Source organism: Synechococcus sp. R55.4 (assembly GCF_047461935.1).
In the GTDB taxonomy this organism is placed as follows: Bacteria; Cyanobacteriota; Cyanobacteriia; order Thermostichales; family Thermostichaceae; genus Thermostichus.
Window position 1 is genome coordinate 1 of the sequence record NZ_JANSIF010000020.1, and the last position, 21,396, is coordinate 21,396.

The 21,396-nt window shown below is 58.1% G+C and carries 17 protein-coding genes, 2 tRNA genes and 1 pseudogene; 8 read left to right on the forward strand and 12 right to left on the reverse strand.

Annotated features, from left to right (window positions below; translation table 11 throughout):
- Positions 1 to 140 precede the first annotated feature (140 nt).
- The 5 genes and pseudogenes from NW842_RS06335 to rpsB form a co-directional block, all read right to left on the reverse strand.
- Positions 141 to 332 carry a hypothetical protein gene (locus tag NW842_RS06335; protein ID WP_414380595.1) on the reverse strand — a complete coding sequence of 64 codons (192 nt, stop codon included), beginning with the start codon at positions 330 to 332 and terminating at the stop codon, positions 141 to 143.
- Positions 333 to 358: 26 nt separating this feature from the next.
- Positions 359 to 1,360, reverse strand: coding sequence for a tRNA epoxyqueuosine(34) reductase QueG (gene queG, locus NW842_RS06340; RefSeq protein WP_414417694.1), 1,002 nt, complete (start codon positions 1,358 to 1,360; stop codon positions 359 to 361).
- A 2-nt stretch (positions 1,361 to 1,362) separates the two neighbouring features.
- On the reverse strand, positions 1,363 to 2,778 hold the full coding sequence (locus NW842_RS06345; RefSeq protein WP_414417695.1) for an amidohydrolase: 1,416 nt from the start codon (positions 2,776 to 2,778) through the stop codon (positions 1,363 to 1,365).
- A 354-nt stretch (positions 2,779 to 3,132) separates the two neighbouring features.
- Positions 3,133 to 3,777 (reverse strand): annotated as a pseudogene (gene tsf / locus NW842_RS06350) (translation elongation factor Ts); the annotation flags it as partial.
- Positions 3,778 to 3,936: 159 nt separating this feature from the next.
- On the reverse strand, positions 3,937 to 4,731 hold the full coding sequence (gene rpsB, locus NW842_RS06355) for a 30S ribosomal protein S2 (protein ID WP_414328871.1): 795 nt from the start codon (positions 4,729 to 4,731) through the stop codon (positions 3,937 to 3,939).
- A gap of 290 nt (positions 4,732 to 5,021) precedes the next feature.
- On the opposite strand from rpsB, the gene NW842_RS06360 reads away from it, so the two are divergent.
- Positions 5,022 to 5,095: transfer RNA gene (locus NW842_RS06360), tRNA-Pro, on the forward strand.
- 227 nt (positions 5,096 to 5,322) lie between these two features.
- Here NW842_RS06360 and NW842_RS06365 read toward each other — a convergent pair.
- Positions 5,323 to 7,674: an AAA family ATPase gene (locus NW842_RS06365; protein ID WP_414417696.1), complete on the reverse strand. Its 2,352-nt coding sequence runs from the start codon at positions 7,672 to 7,674 to the stop codon at positions 5,323 to 5,325.
- An 89-nt stretch (positions 7,675 to 7,763) separates the two neighbouring features.
- Between NW842_RS06365 and NW842_RS06370 the strand changes: the two genes are divergently transcribed.
- A complete protein-coding gene (locus NW842_RS06370; protein WP_414417697.1) occupies positions 7,764 to 8,222 on the forward strand; it encodes a gamma-glutamylcyclotransferase family protein in 459 nt (152 codons plus the stop codon).
- 298 nt (positions 8,223 to 8,520) lie between these two features.
- Here the strand turns inward: NW842_RS06370 and NW842_RS06375 are convergent, their stop codons facing one another.
- The 4 genes from NW842_RS06375 to NW842_RS06390 all read right to left on the reverse strand — a co-directional run bounded on the left by NW842_RS06375 (position 8,521) and on the right by NW842_RS06390 (position 10,608).
- Positions 8,521 to 8,775, reverse strand: a complete 255-nt coding sequence (locus NW842_RS06375) for a DUF2283 domain-containing protein (protein ID WP_011433140.1) — start codon at positions 8,773 to 8,775, stop codon at positions 8,521 to 8,523.
- Positions 8,772 to 9,041, reverse strand: coding sequence for a DUF4258 domain-containing protein (locus tag NW842_RS06380; RefSeq protein WP_011433139.1), 270 nt, complete (start codon positions 9,039 to 9,041; stop codon positions 8,772 to 8,774). The genes NW842_RS06375 and NW842_RS06380 overlap by 4 nt, the downstream gene beginning before the upstream one ends.
- 134 nt (positions 9,042 to 9,175) lie before the next feature.
- Positions 9,176 to 10,357, reverse strand: coding sequence for an aldo/keto reductase (locus NW842_RS06385; protein WP_414342276.1), 1,182 nt, complete (start codon positions 10,355 to 10,357; stop codon positions 9,176 to 9,178).
- 177 nt (positions 10,358 to 10,534) lie between these two features.
- Positions 10,535 to 10,608: transfer RNA gene (locus NW842_RS06390), tRNA-Asp, on the reverse strand.
- Positions 10,609 to 10,657: 49 nt separating this feature from the next.
- Here NW842_RS06390 and NW842_RS06395 point away from each other — a divergent pair.
- A complete protein-coding gene (locus NW842_RS06395; RefSeq protein ID WP_414342275.1) occupies positions 10,658 to 11,161 on the forward strand; it encodes a hypothetical protein in 504 nt (167 codons plus the stop codon).
- 274 nt (positions 11,162 to 11,435) lie between these two features.
- On the opposite strand, the gene NW842_RS06400 is transcribed toward NW842_RS06395, so the two are convergent.
- Positions 11,436 to 13,079, reverse strand: coding sequence for a protein kinase domain-containing protein (locus NW842_RS06400; protein ID WP_414417698.1), 1,644 nt, complete (start codon positions 13,077 to 13,079; stop codon positions 11,436 to 11,438).
- 284 nt (positions 13,080 to 13,363) lie between these two features.
- On the opposite strand from NW842_RS06400, the gene alaS reads away from it, so the two are divergent.
- A complete protein-coding gene (gene alaS, locus NW842_RS06405) occupies positions 13,364 to 16,018 on the forward strand; it encodes an alanine--tRNA ligase (RefSeq protein WP_414417699.1) in 2,655 nt (884 codons plus the stop codon).
- A 156-nt stretch (positions 16,019 to 16,174) separates the two neighbouring features.
- Here alaS and dnaG read toward each other — a convergent pair whose 3' ends face one another.
- Complete coding sequence (dnaG, locus tag NW842_RS06410) at positions 16,175 to 18,115, reverse strand: DNA primase (protein ID WP_414342270.1); 1,941 nt, start codon at positions 18,113 to 18,115, stop codon at positions 16,175 to 16,177.
- 123 nt (positions 18,116 to 18,238) lie between these two features.
- Here dnaG and NW842_RS06415 point away from each other — a divergent pair, with 123 nt between their 5' ends.
- The 4 genes from NW842_RS06415 to NW842_RS06430 all read left to right on the forward strand — a co-directional run bounded on the left by NW842_RS06415 (position 18,239) and on the right by NW842_RS06430 (position 21,238).
- Entirely contained in the window at positions 18,239 to 18,592 is a 354-nt protein-coding gene (locus tag NW842_RS06415) for a c-type cytochrome (protein ID WP_041436466.1), read from the forward strand.
- Positions 18,592 to 18,939 carry a hypothetical protein gene (locus tag NW842_RS06420; RefSeq protein ID WP_414417700.1) on the forward strand — a complete coding sequence of 116 codons (348 nt, stop codon included), beginning with the start codon at positions 18,592 to 18,594 and terminating at the stop codon, positions 18,937 to 18,939. The genes NW842_RS06415 and NW842_RS06420 overlap by 1 nt, the downstream gene beginning before the upstream one ends.
- A gap of 62 nt (positions 18,940 to 19,001) precedes the next feature.
- Positions 19,002 to 19,595, forward strand: a complete 594-nt coding sequence (locus NW842_RS06425) for a YcnI family protein (protein ID WP_414356620.1) — start codon at positions 19,002 to 19,004, stop codon at positions 19,593 to 19,595.
- A gap of 17 nt (positions 19,596 to 19,612) precedes the next feature.
- Complete coding sequence (locus NW842_RS06430; protein ID WP_414417701.1) at positions 19,613 to 21,238, forward strand: copper resistance CopC/CopD family protein; 1,626 nt, start codon at positions 19,613 to 19,615, stop codon at positions 21,236 to 21,238.
- The last annotated feature ends 158 nt before the right edge of the window (positions 21,239 to 21,396 follow it).

Below are 21,396 nucleotides of genomic sequence, written 5' to 3' on the forward strand. Positions count from 1 at the left end.
CCTGCTCAGAGATAGGCAGGATGCGATCGCTTCTTTCCTGAACCATGTTCAGGAGAGTTCAGCGTGAATGTATCAGTGTCCTAATCTAGCTTGAAGTGACCGTGTTTTAGGTGGGGCTACTGTGTTTGAGTCGATCCAGCTCAAACAAAGCGGTGGGTAAACTCCTGCACCAAGTCCACACGTCCTTTGCGCAAAACCGCTCCCACGAGAGCAAGACCATGGCGGCCCAGCACTGTGGCCTCAGAAAGAGGGTAGGGCATGTATGTTAGCTTGCGTCCCTGGCCCAGAGACAATAGCCCCACCATTTTCTGGCGCCGGCCTCGAGGCCGCAAGATCCTGCTAGGAAAGCGTATCCAAGTTAAGTAGAGGGGGCTTCCAAATCGTTGCTGCCAGCTGCAGAGCTGGAATTGCCTTCCAGGGCTGCTTGGGCGTTGCGGCGCAGGCGGTGGGCCTTGAGCCGGCGCAGGGCAGAGGCCGGAAACTTGTGGTCGAATTCCCGATCATCGATCCGGGCCAGCTCCTGGAGATCAGGGGCAACATTCCAAGAGTAGGGCTGAAAATCCGGGATCCGGCTGGGTTGGGCAAAGCGTTGGTTCCAAGGGCAGACCTCCTGGCAGATGTCACAGCCGGCCACCCAGTTGTGCAGGTTCTGGGCAATCTTGGCAGGGATCCGCTCGGCGTGGCTTTCTAGAGTGTGGTAGGCAACGCAGCGGCGGGAATCCACCACCCCTGGGCTGACGATGGCCTGCGTGGGGCAAGCCTCTAGGCAGCGGGTACAGGTGCCGCAGTGAGCGGTGTGGGGCTGGTCAGGGAGCAACGGCAGGGTGGTCAGGATCACTCCCAGAAACACCCAGGAGCCGTACTCGCGGGTGAGCAACAGGCTGTTTTTGCCGATCCAACCCAAGCCCGCCTGCATGGCCCAGGGCTTTTCCGCCACCGGGCCGGTATCGACATAGCATCGACCGCGGTAGTTCGGAAATTGCGCTTGCATCCAGAGGTGGAGCTGCTTCAGCCGCCGCCCCAACACGCGGTGATAATCTCGACCCCAAGCGTAGCGGGAGATCTTGCCTTTGCCGGGATCCTGGCTGTGGCGGATGGGGGTGTAGTAATTCAAAGCCACACAGACCAACGACTGCACCCCCGGCAGCACCTGCTTTGGATCCATTCGCCTAGGATCCTCCATCCAGGCCATGTCGGCGGCCATGCCCGCAGCCAGCCAAGCTTGCAGGCCCCGCAAGTCGGGGGGATCCTCTATGCTGGCAATGCCGACTTTGTCAAAACCCAGGGCCAGGGCCTGTCGTTTCACCTGCGCAGTGGCTCTGGCCCAGTCGACCTCTGAACCCGCAGGGATCCCTGCCATGGCTATGCCGGCAAACCCATCACGCGGCGGTAGCGGGCCTCCAGCTGTGCCACCTGCTGGGATCGGCGGAAGGGATCCCAGGTGCTGTGGGCAAACAGATCCTGCCGCAGCTTGGCCACATCCACCGTCGTCACGGCTCCGCCGGACACCACCTGTTTTCCTCGCACCCAAACGCTATGCACTGCCTGGGTGGGCCGACCCAACACCAGCAGCCCAATGGGATCGGTACGGGGCAACAGCGACAGTTGGGTGAGATCGTACAGCACCAGATCCGCTTGCTTGCCCACTTCCAGGGATCCCAGCTCCTCCCCTAGCCCCAGGCCAATGGCCCCACCTCGGGCTGCCATCTCGATGCTCTCGCGGGGAGAAATCCAGTGGCGGTAGTCGGGATCCGTGATGTTGTGAAGGATGGTGCCGATTTTGATGGCCTCTAGCAAATCCTGCGAATCGTTGCTGGCGGATCCATCGCAGCCAAAGGCCACGTTCACCCCTGCCCGGCGGTATTTCAAGATGGGGGCAATGCCGCTGCCTAGGCGCAGGTTGCTCAAGGGGTTGTGAACAACCGTAGAGCCGGTACGGGCCAGGATTTCAATATCGGCATCGCTGAGCCAGACGCAGTGGGCCAAGGAAGTTTTCCGGTCTAGGTAGCCCAAGCGCTCCAGATGCTCCACAGCACTACAGCCGTACTTTTCCTGGGCCAACATCTGCTGGGCGCGGGTTTCCAACAGGTGGGCGTGGCGGGGTAGGTCATACTTCTGGCTCAACTCCGCACAGCCCTTGAACAGCTCGTCTGAGCACAGTTGGATCCCTGTGGGAGCCACCATGAGGGTAATGCCCTCTTCTGGCCGGTGAAAGCGCTGCACCGCCTCTTCCACAATGGCCAGCACCTCTGCTGTGGAGAGGGGATAGGTTTCCGGCTCCCGATCCCAAGAGGAGCTGCTGGGCAACCCCCGAGAGAGAGCCTGATCCTGGATCAAGGGGCCCACGAAGGCGCGGATCCCGACTTCTCGGTAGGCCCGTACCGCCGCCTCAATGGTGGCCAACTCTTGGCCTGGGATCAACACCAGATGATCCACCACCGAGGTGCCCCCCGTCAGCAGGGTTTCCACCGCCGTCCCCAGCGCGCTGAGATAGATTTTTTCCGGATCCGGCGGCGCATACTCGTGCAGTTGTGCCAGCCACAGCTCCAGCGGATAGGGCGGTATGATCCCTCGTTGCCACATTTCGGAAGAATGGGTGTGGGCATTGACAAAGCCCGGCAGCAAGAGTTGGTTACTGGCATCCAGTTCCAGGCTGTCTGCGCCCGTTGCGGGTAACCCTCTGCCTATGGCAGCAATCCGTTCCCCCTCGATTCGCACATCTGCGGTTTCGTAGCCGGTGGCGGTGGGAATTAACGCATTGCGCAAGATAAAACTCATGCCCGGGATCCAAAAAGGCCGTCTGCTACCTTAGCGTGCTGGAGTTAACCCTGCCAAGGCGGGAGGATCAGAACATTTGCATGCATAACCTAGCCTTTCCCCCAAGGGATACCCAAGCGTAGTGGTTATAGAACTGCCGACATAGAGGTGCCCACACTCTCCATAACGCAGTTTCAACGCCTCTGCACCGCCGACATGGCCCTACAGCTCAGCCTTGACCGGCTATTTCTTTTTCTTGGCGGAGCCTTTTTTGGCCGGCTTGCTCTCGGCAGCAGGGGCCGGTTCTGGGGCAGGTTCTTCAGGAGGAGCGGGTGGAGTCTCTTCCACTTTGGGGGCCTCTGCCGGCTTGAGACCGGCTTGAGCGGCAACCTCAGCAGCAAAATCCACTTCTTCTTTCTCGATCCCCTCTCCCAGGACAAAGCGCACAAACCGCCGCACCCGAATGTTTTCCCCCAGTTTGGCAATGTGCTGCTTGACCAATTCCTCCACCGTGATCGAGGAATCTTTAATAAAGGGTTGATCCAACAGGGATAACTCTTTCAGGCGCTTTTCGATGCGACCTTGCACGATCTTCTCGCGTATGTTCTCCGGCTTATTGGCCAGATCTTCTTTGCCCATTTCAATGGCTTTTTCCCGCTCCACCACTTCAGCAGGGATCTGGTCAACGCTGACGTATTCTACGTTTTGGCAGGCGGCAATCTGCTTGGCGATGTCTTGCACCAATTTCTTGAAATCTTCGTTGCGGGCCACGAAGTCCGTCTCGCAGTTCACTTCCACCAACACCCCAATTCGATTGCCGAAGTGGATGTAGCTGTCAACTGCCCCCTCTGCCGCGACGCGACTGGCCTTTTTGGCTGCCCCTGCCAACCCTTTCTGTCGCAGCCAGGTGATGGCTTTCTCCATATCGCCACCGGAATCTTCCAGGGCTTTTTTGCAGTCCATCATGCCTGCGCCCGTCTTTTCGCGCAGCTCTTTGACCAGTTTGGCATCAATGCTCATGAGGGCTCCTCGAATGAAAGAACGGGAAGAATGTGGCGGGATATGAGTGAGAATGAGCGGGCTTCGGTAGAATTGTAAACCTAGATTTCAAGAATACACGCCTTTGGATAGGGAACAGGCAGGGAAGTGCCCGGATTGCACGGGATCCCTGCCCTCGGTCTAGCCTTCCTCGGCTTCTCCTTCTTCTTCGTCCTCCATATCCTCCAGCATGTCGTCGTCCAGATCCATGGCCCCTTCGTAGTCGTACTCATCCTCTTCAACGGTGTCGAGCTGCCCATGCCGCCCTTCGTAGATGGCATCCGCCAACTTGCCTACAATCAGCTTAATCGCTCGAATGGCATCGTCGTTAGAGGGAATGAAGATATCGCTGAGATCGGGGTCGCAGTTGGTGTCCAGCAGTGAGATGATCGGGATGTTCAGCTTGATACATTCCTGAACGGCGTTGGCCTCCCGCCGCTGATCGACGATGATCACCGCATCGGGGAGCTTGCGCATCGTTTTAATGCCGCCCAAGTACTTTTCCAGCCTGGCCAACTCTCGCCGCAGACGGCTGGCCTCTTGTTTGGGCAGGCGATCCAGAAGACCACTGCTCTCCATCTCCTCAATTTCTTTGAGGCGGTCGATGCGGGTTTTGATGGTGGCCCAGTTGGTGAGCATACCCCCCAACCAGCGCTGGTTGACATAGTAGCTGCCACAGCGACGAGCCTCTTGAGCGATGATCCCGGCAGCTTGCCGTTTGGTGCCCACAAACAGGAAGCGCCAACCCCTGTCAGCAGCATCCCGCACATACTCGTAGGCTTCGTTCAGATAGCGGGCCGTCTGCACCAAATCGATGATGTGGATGCCGTTCCGCTCGGTAAAGATGTAGGGCCGCATTTTCGGGTTCCAGCGGCTGGCCTTGTGGCCGAAGTGAACCCCTGCCTCCAACAGTTGAGGCAAACTGACTACGCTCATGAGTTTTTCCTCTCCTACGGGTTAGCCTCCGCCCGAACGGATCCCAGTTACGGCCTTCCCGCCGGTTACCTGCACAGAGCGCTCTACCCCCATTGGCAAGGAACTCAGGAGCTGTTGCAGCAAACCGCGAAAGGGCTGTAAGGACACCCGGTGGTTCAGGCGTGCGATTTCTTAACGGCTTAACTAAGCTAGCATGTTTTCCACGGGATCCCGCAGCTTGGGGTTAACTCTGGCCGCGATCCGATGCTATACTAGCTAGGCACTTCATGGGCTTCTACCCGTAAGTGCGTCGGGGCGTAGCGCAGCTTGGTAGCGCACCACTTTGGGGTAGTGGGGGTCGTGGGTTCAAATCCCGCCGCTCCGATACTGAGTAATCAGGGGAGGGCTTGAGCCGGACAAAGCCCACTATGCCGGAAACTTTGAGGTACTTTGGCTCCGCTGTCAATCCCTTGCCATTGGCTCCGTTGATCGGCAGCCTTAAGAATCAGGTCACAAGCTTGGCCGGACAATATGGGATCCCGGTTTTACGGTGCTGGATCCCGATGCGGAGCCGACCTTGAACAACATGGGGTTTCGACGGATCTGGAGCGCTTAATCACGGCCCAGGATCCAGGCAATAAGGGGGGGATCCCTATGCTCAAGATAGTACCGAACGGCTGAGGTCAGGTCTAGCTCCAAGTCGCGGTTTTGGATGTCGGTGATCATTCTGTACATCAGCTCCAGGTGAATGCGATCCTCTTTGGTGAGCAGCTTATACTTGCCATTAGGGCTGTTGTTGAGGGCAGCCAAGGCCTCTTTGGTGGCGGTAGCCTTTTTGGAAGGAGGCTTGAGGCGGGCATCCCGCAGCAAGAGAAACTGAAGCTCAGGGTGAGCAATCACCAATTGGTTGAAGTTATTGAGCTGTCCATACATGCTGCTGGGACCCACTTGGATAAAGGCGATCACCCGCTTCTGGGCGGAGAAATAGAGGTGATCTAGAAGTTTGCGTTTGCCCAGCTTCAGGGTGCTCATGGGGACAGGATGGATCCCTTGTAGGGCATTGCCGATGGTGCGCAATTTGCCGATATCGGCTGTGCTGTCGATGATCGCCTCTTGGGGATAGGCGGCGCGGAGCTGAGCCTCAGTGGTGCGGAGATAGGGATCCAGCGTCTCAACAAGATCGGCAGATCGGCTGGGATCCCGAAGGGGTGGAGATAGAACGATGGAGGGGCCGTGGGCAGGCAGAAGGGGGATGAGCAGTTGTTTGAGGGTTTGCAGCTCAGTTTCGAGCCGCTGGACACGGGCGGCTAGATTGCTGGCAGTGGGTACAACTTGCACCTGGGGAGGGAGAGGGATCCCGTTGATGTAGTGGCGATAGTAGGCTGAGGCTCGGTTGAGAATGGCGCGGATGGAGGGTTGACCAAGAATATCGCTTAGGTCATCGGCGGTAAAGAGAGCTTGGAGGTGGATCCCTGAAGGCAGACGGGTTTGCAGAAGGGTTTGAAGCTGGGGAGCAGGTGGGGGATCCAGAGAGAGAACGGTTTGGGAGAGACGATCAACGGTGGCCCGGTCAAATTGGGTTTGGAAATGTTGCCAACGGTCGGGGAACAGATTGAGGATAAACAGACTGTTGGGGATACGGGTAAAAAGCTCTTTCAGGGCATCGCCAAAGTTGAGAAGGATATCTCGATTTTCTTCTCGGCCCAAAGCTTCCAATTGGTCAAAGACAATAATGAGAGGTCGGTCAAGCAGCGAAAGCCTGCCGATGACTTTCATCCCTTCTAGGGCAAAGGTGTTGCGATCCAGATCTGCACTCCAAGGAGGCAACCCAATCAAGTTGGTTTCTTCAGGATCCAGGTCGGTACCGCTGAGCCAGCGGATGATCTGGTGACGGCGGTTGGGATCCCTGTAGCTGCAGTATTTGATGATGCCCTTGAGAATGTTTTCGGTGGAACCGGTAAGGAAGTTTTGCTCTGCCCACCAGCGCAGAACCAGTTTTTCAATGGCTTGCCATTGCTGACGACGACGCTCGCTGCCTTCTGCTCCTAGGCGATGAAAGAGATTAAGGGGATCCGCCGTGAGAAGGGAGAGAAGCTCTTCAGTTTTTGAGGTTTGGGGGAAGGTTTTCAAGATTTCCACAAAGCTCTTGGCAATCAAGTAGTCGAGCTGGGTGTGGTGATGGGCATCTACCCGTTCGCGCAGGGATTCTAGGGTGTGGCTGTAGATGTGGTGGTAGATGTTGTCGGGATGGGTGGGCTGAGGGATAAACAGGAGACGGTTGTGGCGCAGGAGGTTTTGGGCCACCCGCATGATCAGGTGGGTCTTGCCGGATCCAGGTTCACCCAGTAAGACAACCCCTCGGCTCTGGTGGTTGGGATCCCGTTGGATGTCCTGTAGGGTGGCAGTGAGCTGCTGGTACTGAGGCTGATAGATGGTGGTCTCGTCGGGATAATGCTGAAAGGGATTGTCAACTCTGCTGTTGGCGAAAGGATTGGGAACATTCTGGGCTTTGAGCTGAGCGTGGGTGAGGTGGCGATAGAGGTGGTAGGTAAAGAGGGCATCGTAGCTGGCGTCGTGGGCCAGTTTGGAGTTGAAGTAACCGCTCTCCAGTTGGATCCCGAGATGTTTGCTGAGATACTCTAGGCTGTAACCGGCAAGGTTGGGAAAACATTGCTTGGCGGCTGACCAAGTACAGAAGATGGGGTTAGGAAGCCAATCTTGGTTAACTTGGTCAAAGGCTTGTTTAAGGGTTTTTAGGTCGTGATCTGCATGGTGGAAAACAAGAGTCTTGCCTTGTGCCAAGCGCCGCAGGTCAGCAACGATTTGGGCCAAAGGTTTGGGCTGGGGGTGGTGGGGCGAGTATTCTTGGGTGTAGGCGTGGTAGATAAGCTGGCCGCTGCTGTCGATAAGGGCGATTTCTTTGAGGTTGGGGTTGCCCTCGGTGTCGATAACCAAGTAGCTCATGGAGGGGCGGGATCCCGTGATGCTAATGTGCTCAATATCTCAGTGTAACTCTGGGTAGGCGGGTTCACCCGACACCAAGGGAACTAGAGATGAGTGAGCAGTGGTATTTTGCATACGGAAGTAACCTAGATGCCCAGCAGATGAGACACCGTGCTGTTGATTTCAAGGAAGCTAGGCGTGCTCGTTTGCAGGGATACCGCCTGACGTTCAACAAGCGCGGCAACGATGGAACCGGCAAGGCCAACATTGTCCGGGATCCCTCTGGGGTTGTGTGGGGAGTTGCCTATCTGTGCAGCTCGGACAGGCTGGAGAGGATGGATCGGTATGAAGGAATTCCGGGAGGTCATTACCGTCGCCAGCAGGTTCAGGTTCGAAGCGATGAGGGTGAAGTGATCGAAGCAATGACTTACGTGGCGGGAGATTCATTCATTGATGATTCATTGATCCCAAGCGAGGGATATCTTCAAGGAATCTTGAAGGGGGCACGAGAGCATGGGCTTCCCCCCGACTACATTCATCAAATTGAAGCGATGGGGTTGGGTGGCTGAGAGCACTCTGTCCAAGGGGATTGAGGCTGCTGGCAAACAGGTTCCTGCCCCTGACCTTAAGATGGAGCCTCAAACCAGGTGGGTTGATCCCGAACGGTTTTGGCAGCGTCCAGATCCAAGAGAGTGCGGCCTATCCGATAAAAGTGACGGCACATCCGTTGGCAATCCGAAAGGTCGGCGACTGTTATCTCAATCACCTACAACCATGCCAAACAGGCCACAGTAAAAGGCTGGCCATCGCAATGGTACTCCTCTTGCGTCTACAGATGCGGTGGGGCTAGTGTTGCCAGACTCTCATCTAACTCAGTAACTGTTCTTGCAACACGGAGTTTCTCAATAAAACGATGTAGTCTTGAATCTCTTGCGGAAGCATTTTAATGTCGCTATCCATTTGTCGATGAACAGAGAGAACCTCAACTCCAACCAGTTGATTTTCCTTGTCGAAATCCAAAACAACCCCAGGGGCAATCTCCTCTGAGCTTTGGACTTGAGCTGTTGTCAAACGAATATATCCAGCATCCACATCAGGATCAAACTCGATGAAAGGTCTCATGGCAGCTTTTTCCCCATTGTTCGATCAAAAAAGATAGTCACCACTGTCCAAGGATCCGTTGATTCATCGTAAACAATCTTCAGGAGGCGATTGCCGTACTCCGGAATTCGACCATAGGCTTGCTTGAGCTGAGGATCTTTGGGATCCACTTGTACGTAGTCAGGGCAGCTCAGAACTCTCTCGATCCACTGGCTTGCGATCTCTTGTCGCTGCTGCAGCCGTCTCAACGCATGCTCAGATAGCCGAAAGTGCTCAGACTCTAACACGAGCTACCCAAATGAGATAAGGAGCCGCTGGCGGGAGCTGACAACTCTTTTTTTCCTGCGGTTAAAGAGTAAACCTTGCCATATCATCTTCTCCACCGGATCTCGACCGTCAAACGGGGGGATCCCTGAGCAAGCTAGCTCTGAGATAGGCGCTTCACCTCAGCTCCAGAGAGCAGGCGATGGGCTTCTTGCAACAAAGCCGGGATCCGGTCGCGGTGGGGGCTGTGGATAAGATAAGGTCGCAGGGCTTCGGCATCCACTTTGTCTGCCCGCTGGCCGGGGAGCCAACTGCCGGCATTGCCCAACAGGTTGTAACGGCTCTTGGCATAGTCCACCAAGTCATAGGCCAAGACCAAATTGCGCAGCAGCAGAATAAACGGGATATTCACCTGTCCGGGGGTTTGGTCGTAGCGAGGCAGGCCCTGGTGCCAAGTTTTGGCGTAGTGCTCTCCCACCTGCTCGATCAAAGCTTGCTCTAGGCGGGCCAGGATCGGCGGCAACAGCTCATCAGCCCGATCCAATAACTCCACCGCCTGCAGGTGCTCATCAAAATCGCTGGGTCGGGCCGCCCCAATGCTGAGGGTGTGAACCTGGGGATGGGACAGACAGAACAGGTCGTTGAAGACCATCGGGCTGAGGGGTTGGCACAACTGCACCAGCTTGGCGGGCGGATCGTAAAGCTTGCCCCCCTTATCCGAGGGACTGATGATGAATACCCCCATATCCTGCTGAGCGGCGGCCTCAATGGCAGGCCAGTTGGTCTGGTTGACAAAATACCAGTGCAGGTTGACGTAATCGAAGCCCCCTGACCGTATGGCTTCCACGATCAACTCCGTCGGCCCATGGGTGGAGAAGCCGACAAAACGCACCCGCCCCTGCCGTACCAGGCGCTGACACACCTCCAGACACCCCCCTGGACGCAGGCTGTGCTCCAAGTCTTCCCAGGTATTCAACCCGTGGATGGCCAGCAGATCCACATAATCGAGGTTCAAGTAGCTCATCGATTGCTCGAACTTGGCCAGGAACTGCTGCGGGTCGGCGCTGGGGCCAATTTTCGTCTGCACAATCAGATCTTGCCGGGGAAAGAGCGGCAAAATGCGGCCCAACTGCATTTCAGAAGTGCCATAGCCGCGGGCAGTTTCGATGTGGTTGATGCCCACCTCCAAGGCCCGGCGAATCGTCGCCTCCAGGTTCTGCTGGCTTGCCGCTGGGATCCCTGACCAAGGAGTATCTTGCCAACTGTGTTGATAGCGCATGCCACCACAGCTCAGCACGGGCATAGACAGCTCGGTACGCCCAAATCTGCGATACTGCATGGTTTTTCCCCTGGACTAAGCCCCATTTTAGGGCGGGCTTTCCATACCCCACCGCCGAAACTTGAACCCTGAGCCGGCCGCATTGTGCAGCAGTCACCGTCAGAAATCAAGAAATCAGATCAGTCTGGAAATGTGAGGGCTGCAGGGGAGCGACTAAGCTAGAGTGTTTTAGGAGTACGGGGCTGACGGGGCTCGAACCCGCAACTTCCGCCGTGACAGGGCGGTGCTCTAACCAATTGAACTACAGCCCCAATCGCTGCGAATATCTATTCTGGATGTGGACGAGGATTGTTGTCAATCATGGTGGTTAGTCTGGCAGCACAGGCCGCAACCCTTGTGGATACCGCTCCCCAAAACGGGATCCCGACGGCGGCGATGCAACAGGTGGCGGATGTGCTCACCCAGGTGGCTCAACACCTGGATCACCTGCAATACACCACCTTGCGCTACCCCGATGGCGGCTGGCTGACGGTGCGGGTGGTCGAGGATCCTGCTGCTGGCGACTCATCCTCAGAGGGATCCCAGCCGACGACCCATCTGTGGATCCCGGCCTTCGGCCACCTGGAAGATGCGCACACCACGTTGGCAGAGCTTAAGGATCGAGCGCCGGAGCTGGAGACCGCTTCTTTTGGGGTCTTGGAGCTGTTGTTCTTGGCGTTGGGCCTTTCTCGGGCCGATGGTATTGTCTTTTACGACCAAGCTGGGGATCGGCAACAGGGCAAAACCGTAGCCTGCCGAGCTTTGATGGAACAGGTCAATCAATCGCTTCGCAGATGGGCCTCTCCACCCCCTTCGATGGCTTGATCTCTTGTTTATAGTCATCTCGATTCAAACCAGGACACTGTGCCCACACTAAGACGTCGGTCGCGTCTTCGCGTCAGCGTTGCGGAGCAATGGCATTGCGGGGCAATAATGCGGAGGGCCAGAAGGCTTTTCTAAGGACTCCGTCCCGCTGGCGCGAGCAGTAGCCCAGACGTCTCATCCTAACCTGAAACAACTATAAAACTATTAAAGATCTATAAAGTTAAAGATCGCAACGCAAAATTCCAGATCCGCCAGATCCGCAATCCGCCCTGCGTCAACTCAAGATGGCCCCCTGTCGGCGGGCAAACTTCCGCAGCTTCTCGTCCATCCGTGCCCCCCGCAGATCTGCTTTGCAAAAGTTGGTGAAGCGCTTGCTCTTTTCTTCTGGGGATCGAGCCAGACGAACCCTGCCGGCCATAGACCAGAGCACTGAGCTGGCCACCACCAAAGCGAGCGTGGCCGCTCCCAACGCATAAACCAAATTGCCCGTGGTCAGGCGGACAAGCAAAAAGGCCAGGATCCCCGAGCCCAGCAGCCCCCCCAAGCCTGTCAGGATCCCTCCCAACGTCTTGGCCGATCCAGACAGTTGGATCAAAACCCGCAGCCAGTAGGGTTGAGGGGTGTTGAAGAGGATCCCGCGCAGATCCGCCCCCTGCAAGTTGGCCCCTGAGAAATCGGCCCCCCGCAGATCGGCCCGGCGCAAATCATAGCCGGCCAAGTTTTGGTTGGCAAAGGACTTGCCCCGTAGATCGGCCCCCGCCATGGAAGGGATCCGCGGTGGGGTAGCCGGCTTGATCCGTCCGCTGCCTGTGATGCTGCTGGCTCGGCCCAGTTGGGTAAAACCGGTGGTGCTCCCCCACTCAGAGGGGATGGATAGCGGGCTGCTGGCTGTCATTCCCCCTGCGGTGGACGGAGGGAGGGGTGTGGGCACGAAACCACCCGAGCGGCGCTTGGCCCAGTAGCCGGAGATCACCGATGTGCTGGGATTGGCAGACAGGGGGGAGTTGGGCAACACAATCGGTGCTTCTTCCACCGGGATCCCTTGCAGCGCCCGCAAGACCTCGGTGGCGGTGGCAAAGCGCTGATTGATGGCCGGCTGCAACATGCGGTGCAAAATGGCGTCGAATTCAGGGCTAAGCTGCAGTTCATCCGACCAATCCCACTGCCCCGTTTCATGGTTATAAAACTTGGCCGGAGATTCCAACGTCATCAAGTTGATGCAGGTGGCAGCCAAAGCATAGAGATCGCTAGAGGGACCGACCGCCTGGCCGGCTACTTGCTCTGGGGGAGAAAAGCCCAGCGAGCGAATGGCCGTCGCCTCTTCTGCCGAATCCTGGCCCGGGCCGAGCTGCTTGACGGCCCCAAAGTCGATCAGCACCAATCGACCATCTTCTTTGCGACGAATCAGGTTGGCGGGTTTAATGTCTCGGTGAACCGTGTTTTGGCTGTGGACATAGCTGAGGATCAGCAGCACCTCCTGCATCACCTGCCGGGTTTGTTCTTCGGAAAAGGGCCCATTGCGACGCATTTCTTGGGAGAGGGTGATGCCCTGGATAAATTCCTGCACCAGGTAGAACTTGCCGCCTTCCTGGAAGTGGGCGTAGAGCTTGGGGATCTGCGAATGTTCCCCCAGGCGCTCCAGCACTTGGGCCTCGCGATTGAAGAGCTCCTCCGCCAGCTTGGCCAGTTGCGGGGATCCCTCGACCGGGCGCAACTGCTTGATCACCCGCCAAGGTTTGGAGGGCATGTCCTCATCCCGCGCCAAAAAGGTAGAGCCAAATCCCCCCTGGCCGATGCGCTTGAAGGCCCGGTAGCGATTGCGCAGCAGGAGGGGATGGCCACAAGAGGCACAGGTAGAAGCGTCCGCCGGGTTTTCCGGTTGCAAACAGGCAGGGTTAAGGCAGTAGCAAGTGGGCATACCAGTTTGGGGTTACCGGCTGGCGACCCGGACAACCGAGACCAAGCCAAGAAATCGGCAGGCGAGTTGCGAGAGATACATACAGGTTAAACCACACAGAAACAAATCTTGCACAACCGCCTCAAATAAGCTGATATTAGCGTCTGCCCGCCCTGAGGTTCATCGGACAAATCGCTTAGGTTTTCGGCGGATGGGGTTTGGTGGAACAGAGGAGAACAACAAGGGCTGGACTGCCCTGCAGAGGGAAAACTTAGAATTGATGAATACAGCCATCTTCGCCTGTCATGTTTCCAGCGCTTTCCGGTGCCGCCATTCGGCAAACTTTTCTGGACTTCTACGCTCAGCGGGGCCACCAGGTGTTGCCCAGCGCCTCCTTGGTGCCGGAAGATCCGACGGTGCTGCTGACCATTGCCGGCATGTTGCCCTTTAAGCCCATTTTCCTGGGGCAACGGGATCCGGAGTACCCACGGGTTACAACGGCCCAGAAATGTGTGCGCACCAACGACATCGAGAACGTGGGCCGAACGGCGCGCCACCACACCTTCTTCGAGATGCTGGGCAACTTCAGCTTTGGCGACTACTTCAAAAAGGAGGCCATCGCCTGGGCCTGGGAGCTGGTGACGGAGGTGTTCGGCCTGCCCCCGGAACGGCTGGTGGTGAGCGTCTTTCGCGAAGATGAGGAGGCTTTTGCCCTCTGGCGAGATGAGATAGGGATCCCGGCCCACCGCATCCAGCGCATGGGAGAGGCGGATAATTTCTGGGCTGCCGGCCCCACTGGCCCCTGTGGCCCTTGTTCTGAGATTTACTACGACTTCAAGCCAGAGCTGGGGGATGAGCGGATCGATTTGGAGGATGACTCCCGCTTTCTGGAGATCTACAACCTGGTGTTCATGGAGCTGAACCGGGATAGCGAAGGTCACCTGATGCCGCTGGCCAAGCAAAACATCGACACCGGCCTGGGGTTGGAGCGGTTGGCCCAGGTGTTGCAGGGGGTGCCCAACAACTACGAGACGGACTTGATCTTTCCCATCATTCAAACGGCGGCTGGGATCGCCGGGCTGAACTACTCCAAGGCCGACCCGGAGCAGCAGATCTCTCTGAAGGTGATCGGGGATCACGCGCGGGCAGTGATGCATTTGATTGCCGATGGGGTGCTTCCTTCCAATGTGGATCGGGGCTATGTGCTGCGGCGGCTGATCCGGCGAATGGTGCGCCACGGGCGATTGCTGGGGATTGGCGAGCCCTTCACCATCCCGGTAATCGAGACCGCGATTCAGTTGGCCGAGGCTGCCTATCCTCAGGTGCGGGAGCGAGAAACCCTGATCAAGACCGAGCTGCAACGGGAGGAAGAGCAGTTTCTCAAAACCCTGGAGCGGGGGGAACGGCTACTGCTGGATTTGTTTACTGCCGTCGAATCTTCCCGCCGTGACAGCAGCTCGCCAAAGCAGATCTCCGGCGCCGACGCCTTCAAGCTCTTCGATACCTACGGTTTTCCGCTGGAGCTAACCCAAGAAATTGCCCAGGAACACGGCTTCAGCGTGGATCTGGAGGGCTTTGAGCAAGAGATGGAGAAACAGCGGCAGCGGGCCCGCGCCGCCCACCAAACCATCGACCTCACAGCCCAGGGATCCCTGGACGAGCTGGCGGATTTCCTCAGCCAAACGGAGTTTTTGGGATACAGCCAATCTTCCGCCCGCGGCGTGGTCGAGGCCCTGTTGGTCGAGGGGAAATCGGTGCCCCAAGTGGAGGCAGGGCAGGCAGTGCAGGTCGTTTTGGATCGCACGCCCTTCTACGCCGAGTCCGGCGGGCAAATTGGCGACCGGGGCTACCTCTCCGGGGATGGCCTGCTGGTGCGGATTGAAGATGTGCAAAAGCAAGGGGATCTGTTCGTTCACTTTGGCCATGTGGAACGCGGGATCCTGCGGGTGGGGGATCCCGTCCAAGCCCAAATCGACCTGGCCTGTCGGCGGCGCGCCCAAGCCCACCACACCGCCACCCACCTGCTGCAGGCAGCCCTGAAAAGAATTGTCGATCCCTCGATTGGTCAGGCGGGATCCCTGGTGGCTTTTGACCGGCTGCGCTTTGATTTCACCCTATCCCGGCCAGTCACCCCTGAGGAGCTGGAACAGATCGAGAACTTGGTGAACACCTGGATCGCCGAGGCCCATGCTGCTCAGGTGGCGATCATGCCCCTGGCCGAAGCCAAAGCCAGAGGTGCCGTGGCCATGTTCGGGGAAAAATACGGCGCCGAGGTGCGGGTAATCGACTTTCCGGGGGTGTCGATGGAGCTGTGTGGCGGCACCCACGTCAACAACACCGCTGAGATTGGCCTGTTCAAGATCATCGCCGAGACTGGAGTGGCTGCCGGGATCCGTCGCATCGAGGCCGTGGCCGGGCCGGCTGTACTGGAATACCTGAACGAGCGGGACAGGGTGGTGCGGGAGCTGAGCGCTCAATTTAAAGCCAAGCCCCAGGAACTGCCGGAGCGGGTTGCCGCTCTACAGGCGGAGCTGAAAGCTGCCCAGAAGGAACTGGAAGAGGTGCGCAGCCAGTTGGCCTTGCTACAGGCCGAAGGTCTGCTGGCCCAGGCGGTTGCCGTCGGAGATCTCAAGGTGCTGGTGGCCGAGCTGGGATCCACCACCCCTGAGGCCCTCAAAACCGCTGCCGAGCATCTGCTCTCCAAGCTGGGGGAAGGGGCAGTGGTGCTGGGATCGGTGCCGGAAGCCGGTAAGGTCAGCCTGGTGGCTGCCTTTAGCCCTGCGGTGCAGCAACTTGGCCTGAAGGCGGGATCCTTCATCGGCGAGATCGCCAAACTGACTGGGGGCGGTGGTGGCGGACGGCCCAACTTGGCCCAAGCTGGGGGCAAACAGCCGGAGAAATTGGCAGAGGCTTTGCAGGTGGCCCGGGAGCGGTTGCAAGCGGAGCTGATCTCGCGCTAGGGGAGCGAAGCCCTTTTGAGCAGCAACAGGCCGTCCATCAGCCACTACAGTCGTTCAGTTTAGAGTGCTGTTCAGTTTAGGGTGAGACGCCTGGGCTATTGAGGGAAGCCTTCTGGCCCCGTATTGGGTTATGGGTTTAGGTTTAAATCGAAATGACTATAGATCTTCGGCCAGTGGGGTTTCCGACATGTCTTCCAGGCTCAGTTGCACCTGCCGCTGCAGCGCCTGAATCGCTTGGTATTCCTGCTGGATGCTGGCCTGGTACTGGGCGGCCAGGGCAGTGTTGCCTTCGGAAAAGGCTTGATCCCACAGTTGGGTCCAGTAGCGGTAGCGCTTCTGGCGAATTTCCAGCTCCATGTTGGCAATGGCGGCCCGCACCACCATCTGCGGACGCATCAGAGCTACGCGGGTGTTTTCGTCCAGCCAAAGCAGATGGCTGAGGCGCTCGTTGAGCTGCTCATCTTGGGCACAGAGGGTGCGCAAAGCCGTCAGCAACGTCTCTTCTTGCTCTTCCAGCTCCGGCTGAGCCGAGATCAGTTCCAAGATCCGCTGCCACAGCTCCCGGTGGGGGCGAAAACTAAATTGCAGCTCCCGCTCCAGCAAAGTTTGCCGAATTTCGCGGCGATACTCGCCAAAATGCAGAAAGATCTGCAAAAGATGGGACTCCGACTGCAAGAGTTTGGATCCCTTATTGAGGGAAGGTTGCCGGGGTTTGGCCCAGCGGTACTGCCGCACCGCTCGGCGCAGGTCTTCTTCCAAGTCTCGACTGAGGCGACCATTGCCCCGACTGAGCAGTTCTGCCACTTTGTGCAAATACAAAGAGCGCCACTGTCCACCCAAACCGGCCAGCAGTTGCACAAGGGCTTGACGGGCCTGTTGAAAATCGGCGGCCCGGCTCAGATCCCGACCGGCCAACACCTGTTCAATTCGCCAATCCAGCCACAGGGGAGCTTGCTCGATCAGGGTTTGCAGTTCAGAAACCGCTCGCGTCGGCGGGGCCGAGCTCTTGTACTCCCGCAAAAACTCGTCGGCATCTTTGCCCTCAGGAAGGGTGAGAATGCGCAGCTCAATTTCTCCGCGCCGCGCTTGTTCTTCAACGGCTTCAATGGCTCGGTTGGCGGCGTTCAAACCGGCCCGATCCGCATCAAAATTGAGAATCAGTCGCTTCGATTGGGTGTAGCGCAGCAGGATCTTCACCTGGTGGGGCGTCAAAGCGGTGCCCATAGCGGCTACGGCATAGGCAACCCCCGCCTGATGCAGGGCGATGACATCGAAGTAGCCTTCCACCACCAGGACTTGATCGGCCTTGGCAATGGCATCGCGGGCAAAGTTGAGGCCATAGACCACCTGGCTTTTGTTGAAGAGCTCTGTTTCTGGAGAGTTGAGGTACTTGGGCTGTCCTGACTCCCCCAAGGCTCTGCCGGCAAACCCGATCACCCGCCCCTGCACATCGAAAATGGGCAGCATGATCCGGTTGCGAAAGCGGTCGTAGTGGCCGGATCCCTGCTGGCGGGGAACCAGTAATCCAGCCTCTTCTAAAAGTTTGACCGGTTGGCGCTTGTGGTTGACCAAGTATTCGTAGAGAGATTGCCAGCCGGGGGGAGCAAAGCCGATTTGAAATTTTTGCAAAGTTTCTTCGCTCAGGTGGCGGCTGTGCAGGTACTGGCGGGCGGCGGATCCTAGCTGGGATCGGAGGGCATGCCGATAAAAATCGGCAGCCATGGCCAAAATCTCCAGCAGCTTTTCCCGGTGGGAGAGCTCCCGCTCATCAAGGGATCCCAAGGGCTGCGCCTCGGGATTGCGGGTGGGCAGAGGGATGTGGTATCGCCGCGCCAAGTGGCGCACGGCCTCAGCAAAGGAGAGATGCTCGGTCTGCATGACAAAGCGCAGCACATCTCCCCCTGCCCCGCAGGAGAAGCACTTGTAGATCTGCTTGCTGGGGCTGACCTGAAAACTGGGTTTGTGGTCGTTGTGGAAAGGGCAAAGCCCAACAAAGTTCTTCCCCTGCTTGCGCAACACCACTTTTTCGGCCACCACTTCCACGAGGTCGGCCTTTTGGCGCACCAACTGAATGAAATCGGGGGGCAGACCGCTCATGGCTTCGGGGGATCCTGACCTTATAGTAGCCGGGGGAAACTCGACAGGCTGTCTTTTGACCTGGCCCAACGGGCTTGGGATAATGGGCGGGCCTTAAAGGCTAGTTTTCGGTCAGTCCCTGAGATGAAAATGCGAATGATCAACCTTTTTATCGGGCTTTTGGTGGCAGTATTTGCCCTCTTTTTAGGCCCGCAAATGGCTTCTGCTGAGCCGGATTTGGCCTTGGGAGCCAAGGTCTTTCAGGCCAAATGTGTGGGTTGTCACTTAAACGGGCGCAACACTTTGGTGGCAGCGAAAAACCTTTCTCTGGCGGCTCTTCATGAGTACCACGTAGACACCCCTGAGCTGATCCAGGCCCAAGTGAGAAACGGCAAAGGGGCCATGCCGGCTTTTGCCAAGATTCTCAAGCCGGAGGAGATCGAGGCGGTGGCGGCCTACGTTTTGGATCGCGCTGAGCACAACTGGAGTAGAGGCTAGTGTCCAAAGAGAAGACTCAAGATCCAGCCTTGCTGCAGGAAAGCCCGGCGGAGCGGCTGCCTCACGAGCAGGGATGTGAAGGACAGGGATCCCGCCGCAAAATCTTGTCGGTTGGCGTGGGAGCCCATGGCTTGGTGGCGGTGGGCATTTCCGCCCATGGGGTGGTGGCCATCGGCGTGGTGACTCACGGCATCCTCTCTATCGGCCTGGTGGCTATGGGAGCGCTCTCGTTCGGGCTGGTGTCGATGGGCTTGGCCAGTGCCGGCCTGGTGTCGATGGGCCTCTCCAGTTGGGGACAGCACAGCATGAGCATAACGGAATCCCACGGATCCCATCACCATCCCTAGGTTTTGACCAACAAACACTGCATTTTTCTCTTTCTCTACAGGCTTGTAAGGAGCATCTGCGAATGTTCAGTCTGCAAAGTTACTTGACCCTGGCCAAGAAATCTCTGCTGGCCCTGGGAATGAGTTTTTTACCCCTTTCCTCTGCCTGGGCCCATGTCACCGTCCATCCCAAAGAGGCCCCGGCGGGCAGCTTTGCCAAGCTCACCTTTCGGGTGCCCCATGGCTGCGATGGATCCCCGACCGTGCGCCTGCGGGTGCAGATCCCGGAGGGATTCGTCTCTGTGAAGCCGATGGTGCATCCCCTGTGGAAAATCGAGACGGTCAAAAAGCCGCTGGAGACCCCCTATGAGTCGCATGGGAAGATGATTACCGAAACGGTTGCCGAGGTGATCTGGAGCGGCGGCTCGCTGCCCGATGAGTTCATGGATGAGTTCAGCATCAGCCTCAAGCTGCCGAATCGCCCCGGTGAGGTCATCCCCATCCCAGTGATTCAGGAGTGCGAGCAGGGCATGTACCGCTGGATTCAGGTGGCTCAGCCTGGCGAGGATCCCAACAGTTTGCCGGAGCCGGCTCCGCTGCTGAAGCTGACAGGTGGAGACAGTGGACATGGGCACGGCCACGGGCATGGACATGGGCATGGTCACGGTACCCGCTAAGCGGTCTGCTTAGGAGCATGTTTCATCCCAAAAGGGGTTTTGCTTGGATTTGGTCTGGGATCCTCTGCGCCTTGCTGTGGGTGGCCGGGATCCAGCCCGCTTTTGCCCATGCCAGCTTGCTCTCCACCTTCCCAGAGGATGGGGCGGTGCTGCAGGAAGCGCCGACACAGGTGCGGCTGGTCTTCAATGAGCCGGTGCGGATCACGCAACTCCAGGTTTTGGGTAGCAGCGGACGGGCGCTAGCTTTGGAAAACGTGGTGAGCACCGGCAACGCGCCGCAGGGGGATCTGCCCCAGGAGATCCCAGAGGGAGTTTACATCGTCAGTTGGCGGGCCATTTCTGCCGATTCCCATCCGGTGAGTGGATCGTTTGCCTTCCAGGTGGGGGCAGCCGATCCTGGGCAATTGCAGGCGGCGAGGACAGCTCACGCCCAAGGAAGGGATCCCTTGTACTGGCCGCTGGTGGGGGTACGCTGGGGGATCTACTTGGGCAGCCTCTTTGTGGTGGGGGTGCTGGGCTGGTGGCGACTGTTGCGGGGGCAGCGGAGCAGTTTCGCCGATTTTGATCGCGTCAGCGGGGCGGAGCCCTTATCTTGGGCTTTTGCGACAGCTTGGATCACCCTCAGCTTGACCGTGGTGGCCTTCAGTCTGCATTTGGCCCAGCTCTACCCTTACTTTAATGGGCGAGAGCTGCTGCGTGTGATGCTTTCTCCCTACGGTTGGGGTACAGGGCTGCGGCTGGTGGGGCTAGGGATCCTGATCTGGGCCTGTGAGGGAGGTGCCGTCTGGGCCAGCGGTATGGGGTCGGTGTTGGTGCTCGGCTCCTTTTTGCCCATTGGCCATGCTCTCACCAGTGAGCATCCGATGGGGACAATGGCGCTGCTGGGGCTGCATCTGGCCGGTTCAGCTTTCTGGTTGGGAGGGTTGTGGGGGCTGGAGCGCCTGCTGGGCAAGGAATCTGCCCCCTACCCCTCTGTGGGCATCATCCAACGGTTTTCTGACGTGGCCACCTGGGCCGTGCCGGGGCTTATCCTGGCCGGGGTGGGAATGGGCGGGATCCACCGCGGCTGGGACTGGGATCATCCGTATGGGCAGTATCTCTGGGCCAAGCTGCTGCTGGTGCTGATGATGGTGGGGTTGGGCGCCCACAACAAGTTTCGGCTGGTGCCGGCATTGCAACAGGGTGGGCAGGCTGTGGGCCGGTCGCTGCGCCGGATCGTCCGCCTGGAGTTGGTGGGGCTGATTCTGGTGCTGGCCTTGACCAGCTTCCTGGTGGCCCAGGCTCCTCCCAGTCATGGAAGGCACGGCATGGGAGCCCCACTGGAGTCGGGCTTGCAGACCAGTTGTGAAGAGCGCTTGAACTGGCCGGAAGGCAGCCTGCACCTGAAGATTCTGCCCTGTCGTCCTGGGGAAAATCAAATTCGGGCTGAGGTGAAGGGAGTCCCGGCTCAGGAATTGACCCTTGGGTTTTCCCTGCCAGAACGCGGGATCCCCCCTCTACGCCGCACTGTAGCCCCAGATGGATCCGGCCAATTTGTGGTGGAAAATGTGCCCCTGGCCCTGGCGGGGGAATGGCAGATCGAGGTGAGACTGTTGGTCAGCGATTTTGAAGAGCGGCGAGGTCAGATCGCGGTTTCCCTCTGACGGAATCGTTCAGGATCATCACAACCCTTGAAGATCGCAAAAGAAAAAGCTGAAAAAGGCCCTGCCTAGGAGCTAGGGGCTGCTCCGCCCAAGGGTGTCGGCCTGTGGCAGAATCGAGCCAGCCTGTAGTAGCAAAAGGCTGCACTCTCAGGCGACCG

What these genes read in the sequence shown, in the direction of transcription:
- NW842_RS06375 (WP_011433140.1), bottom strand. Translation starts at nt 8,775, where the DNA reads ATGAGACCTTTCATCGAGTTTGATCCTGATGTGGATGCTGGATATATT.
- NW842_RS06415 (WP_041436466.1), top strand. Translation starts at nt 18,239, where the DNA reads ATGAAAATGCGAATGATCAACCTTTTTATCGGGCTTTTGGTGGCAGTA.
- NW842_RS06395 (WP_414342275.1), top strand. Translation starts at nt 10,658, where the DNA reads ATGGTGGTTAGTCTGGCAGCACAGGCCGCAACCCTTGTGGATACCGCT.
- NW842_RS06400 (WP_414417698.1), bottom strand. Translation starts at nt 13,079, where the DNA reads ATGCCCACTTGCTACTGCCTTAACCCTGCCTGTTTGCAACCGGAAAAC.
- queG (WP_414417694.1), bottom strand. Translation starts at nt 1,360, where the DNA reads ATGGCAGGGATCCCTGCGGGTTCAGAGGTCGACTGGGCCAGAGCCACT.
- alaS (WP_414417699.1), top strand. Translation starts at nt 13,364, where the DNA reads ATGTTTCCAGCGCTTTCCGGTGCCGCCATTCGGCAAACTTTTCTGGAC.
- NW842_RS06430 (WP_414417701.1), top strand. Translation starts at nt 19,613, where the DNA reads ATGTTTCATCCCAAAAGGGGTTTTGCTTGGATTTGGTCTGGGATCCTC.
- NW842_RS06370 (WP_414417697.1), top strand. Translation starts at nt 7,764, where the DNA reads ATGAGTGAGCAGTGGTATTTTGCATACGGAAGTAACCTAGATGCCCAG.
- NW842_RS06345 (WP_414417695.1), bottom strand. Translation starts at nt 2,778, where the DNA reads ATGAGTTTTATCTTGCGCAATGCGTTAATTCCCACCGCCACCGGCTAC.
- dnaG (WP_414342270.1), bottom strand. Translation starts at nt 18,115, where the DNA reads ATGAGCGGTCTGCCCCCCGATTTCATTCAGTTGGTGCGCCAAAAGGCC.
- rpsB (WP_414328871.1), bottom strand. Translation starts at nt 4,731, where the DNA reads ATGAGCGTAGTCAGTTTGCCTCAACTGTTGGAGGCAGGGGTTCACTTC.
- NW842_RS06425 (WP_414356620.1), top strand. Translation starts at nt 19,002, where the DNA reads ATGTTCAGTCTGCAAAGTTACTTGACCCTGGCCAAGAAATCTCTGCTG.
- NW842_RS06365 (WP_414417696.1), bottom strand. Translation starts at nt 7,674, where the DNA reads ATGAGCTACTTGGTTATCGACACCGAGGGCAACCCCAACCTCAAAGAA.
- NW842_RS06385 (WP_414342276.1), bottom strand. Translation starts at nt 10,357, where the DNA reads ATGCAGTATCGCAGATTTGGGCGTACCGAGCTGTCTATGCCCGTGCTG.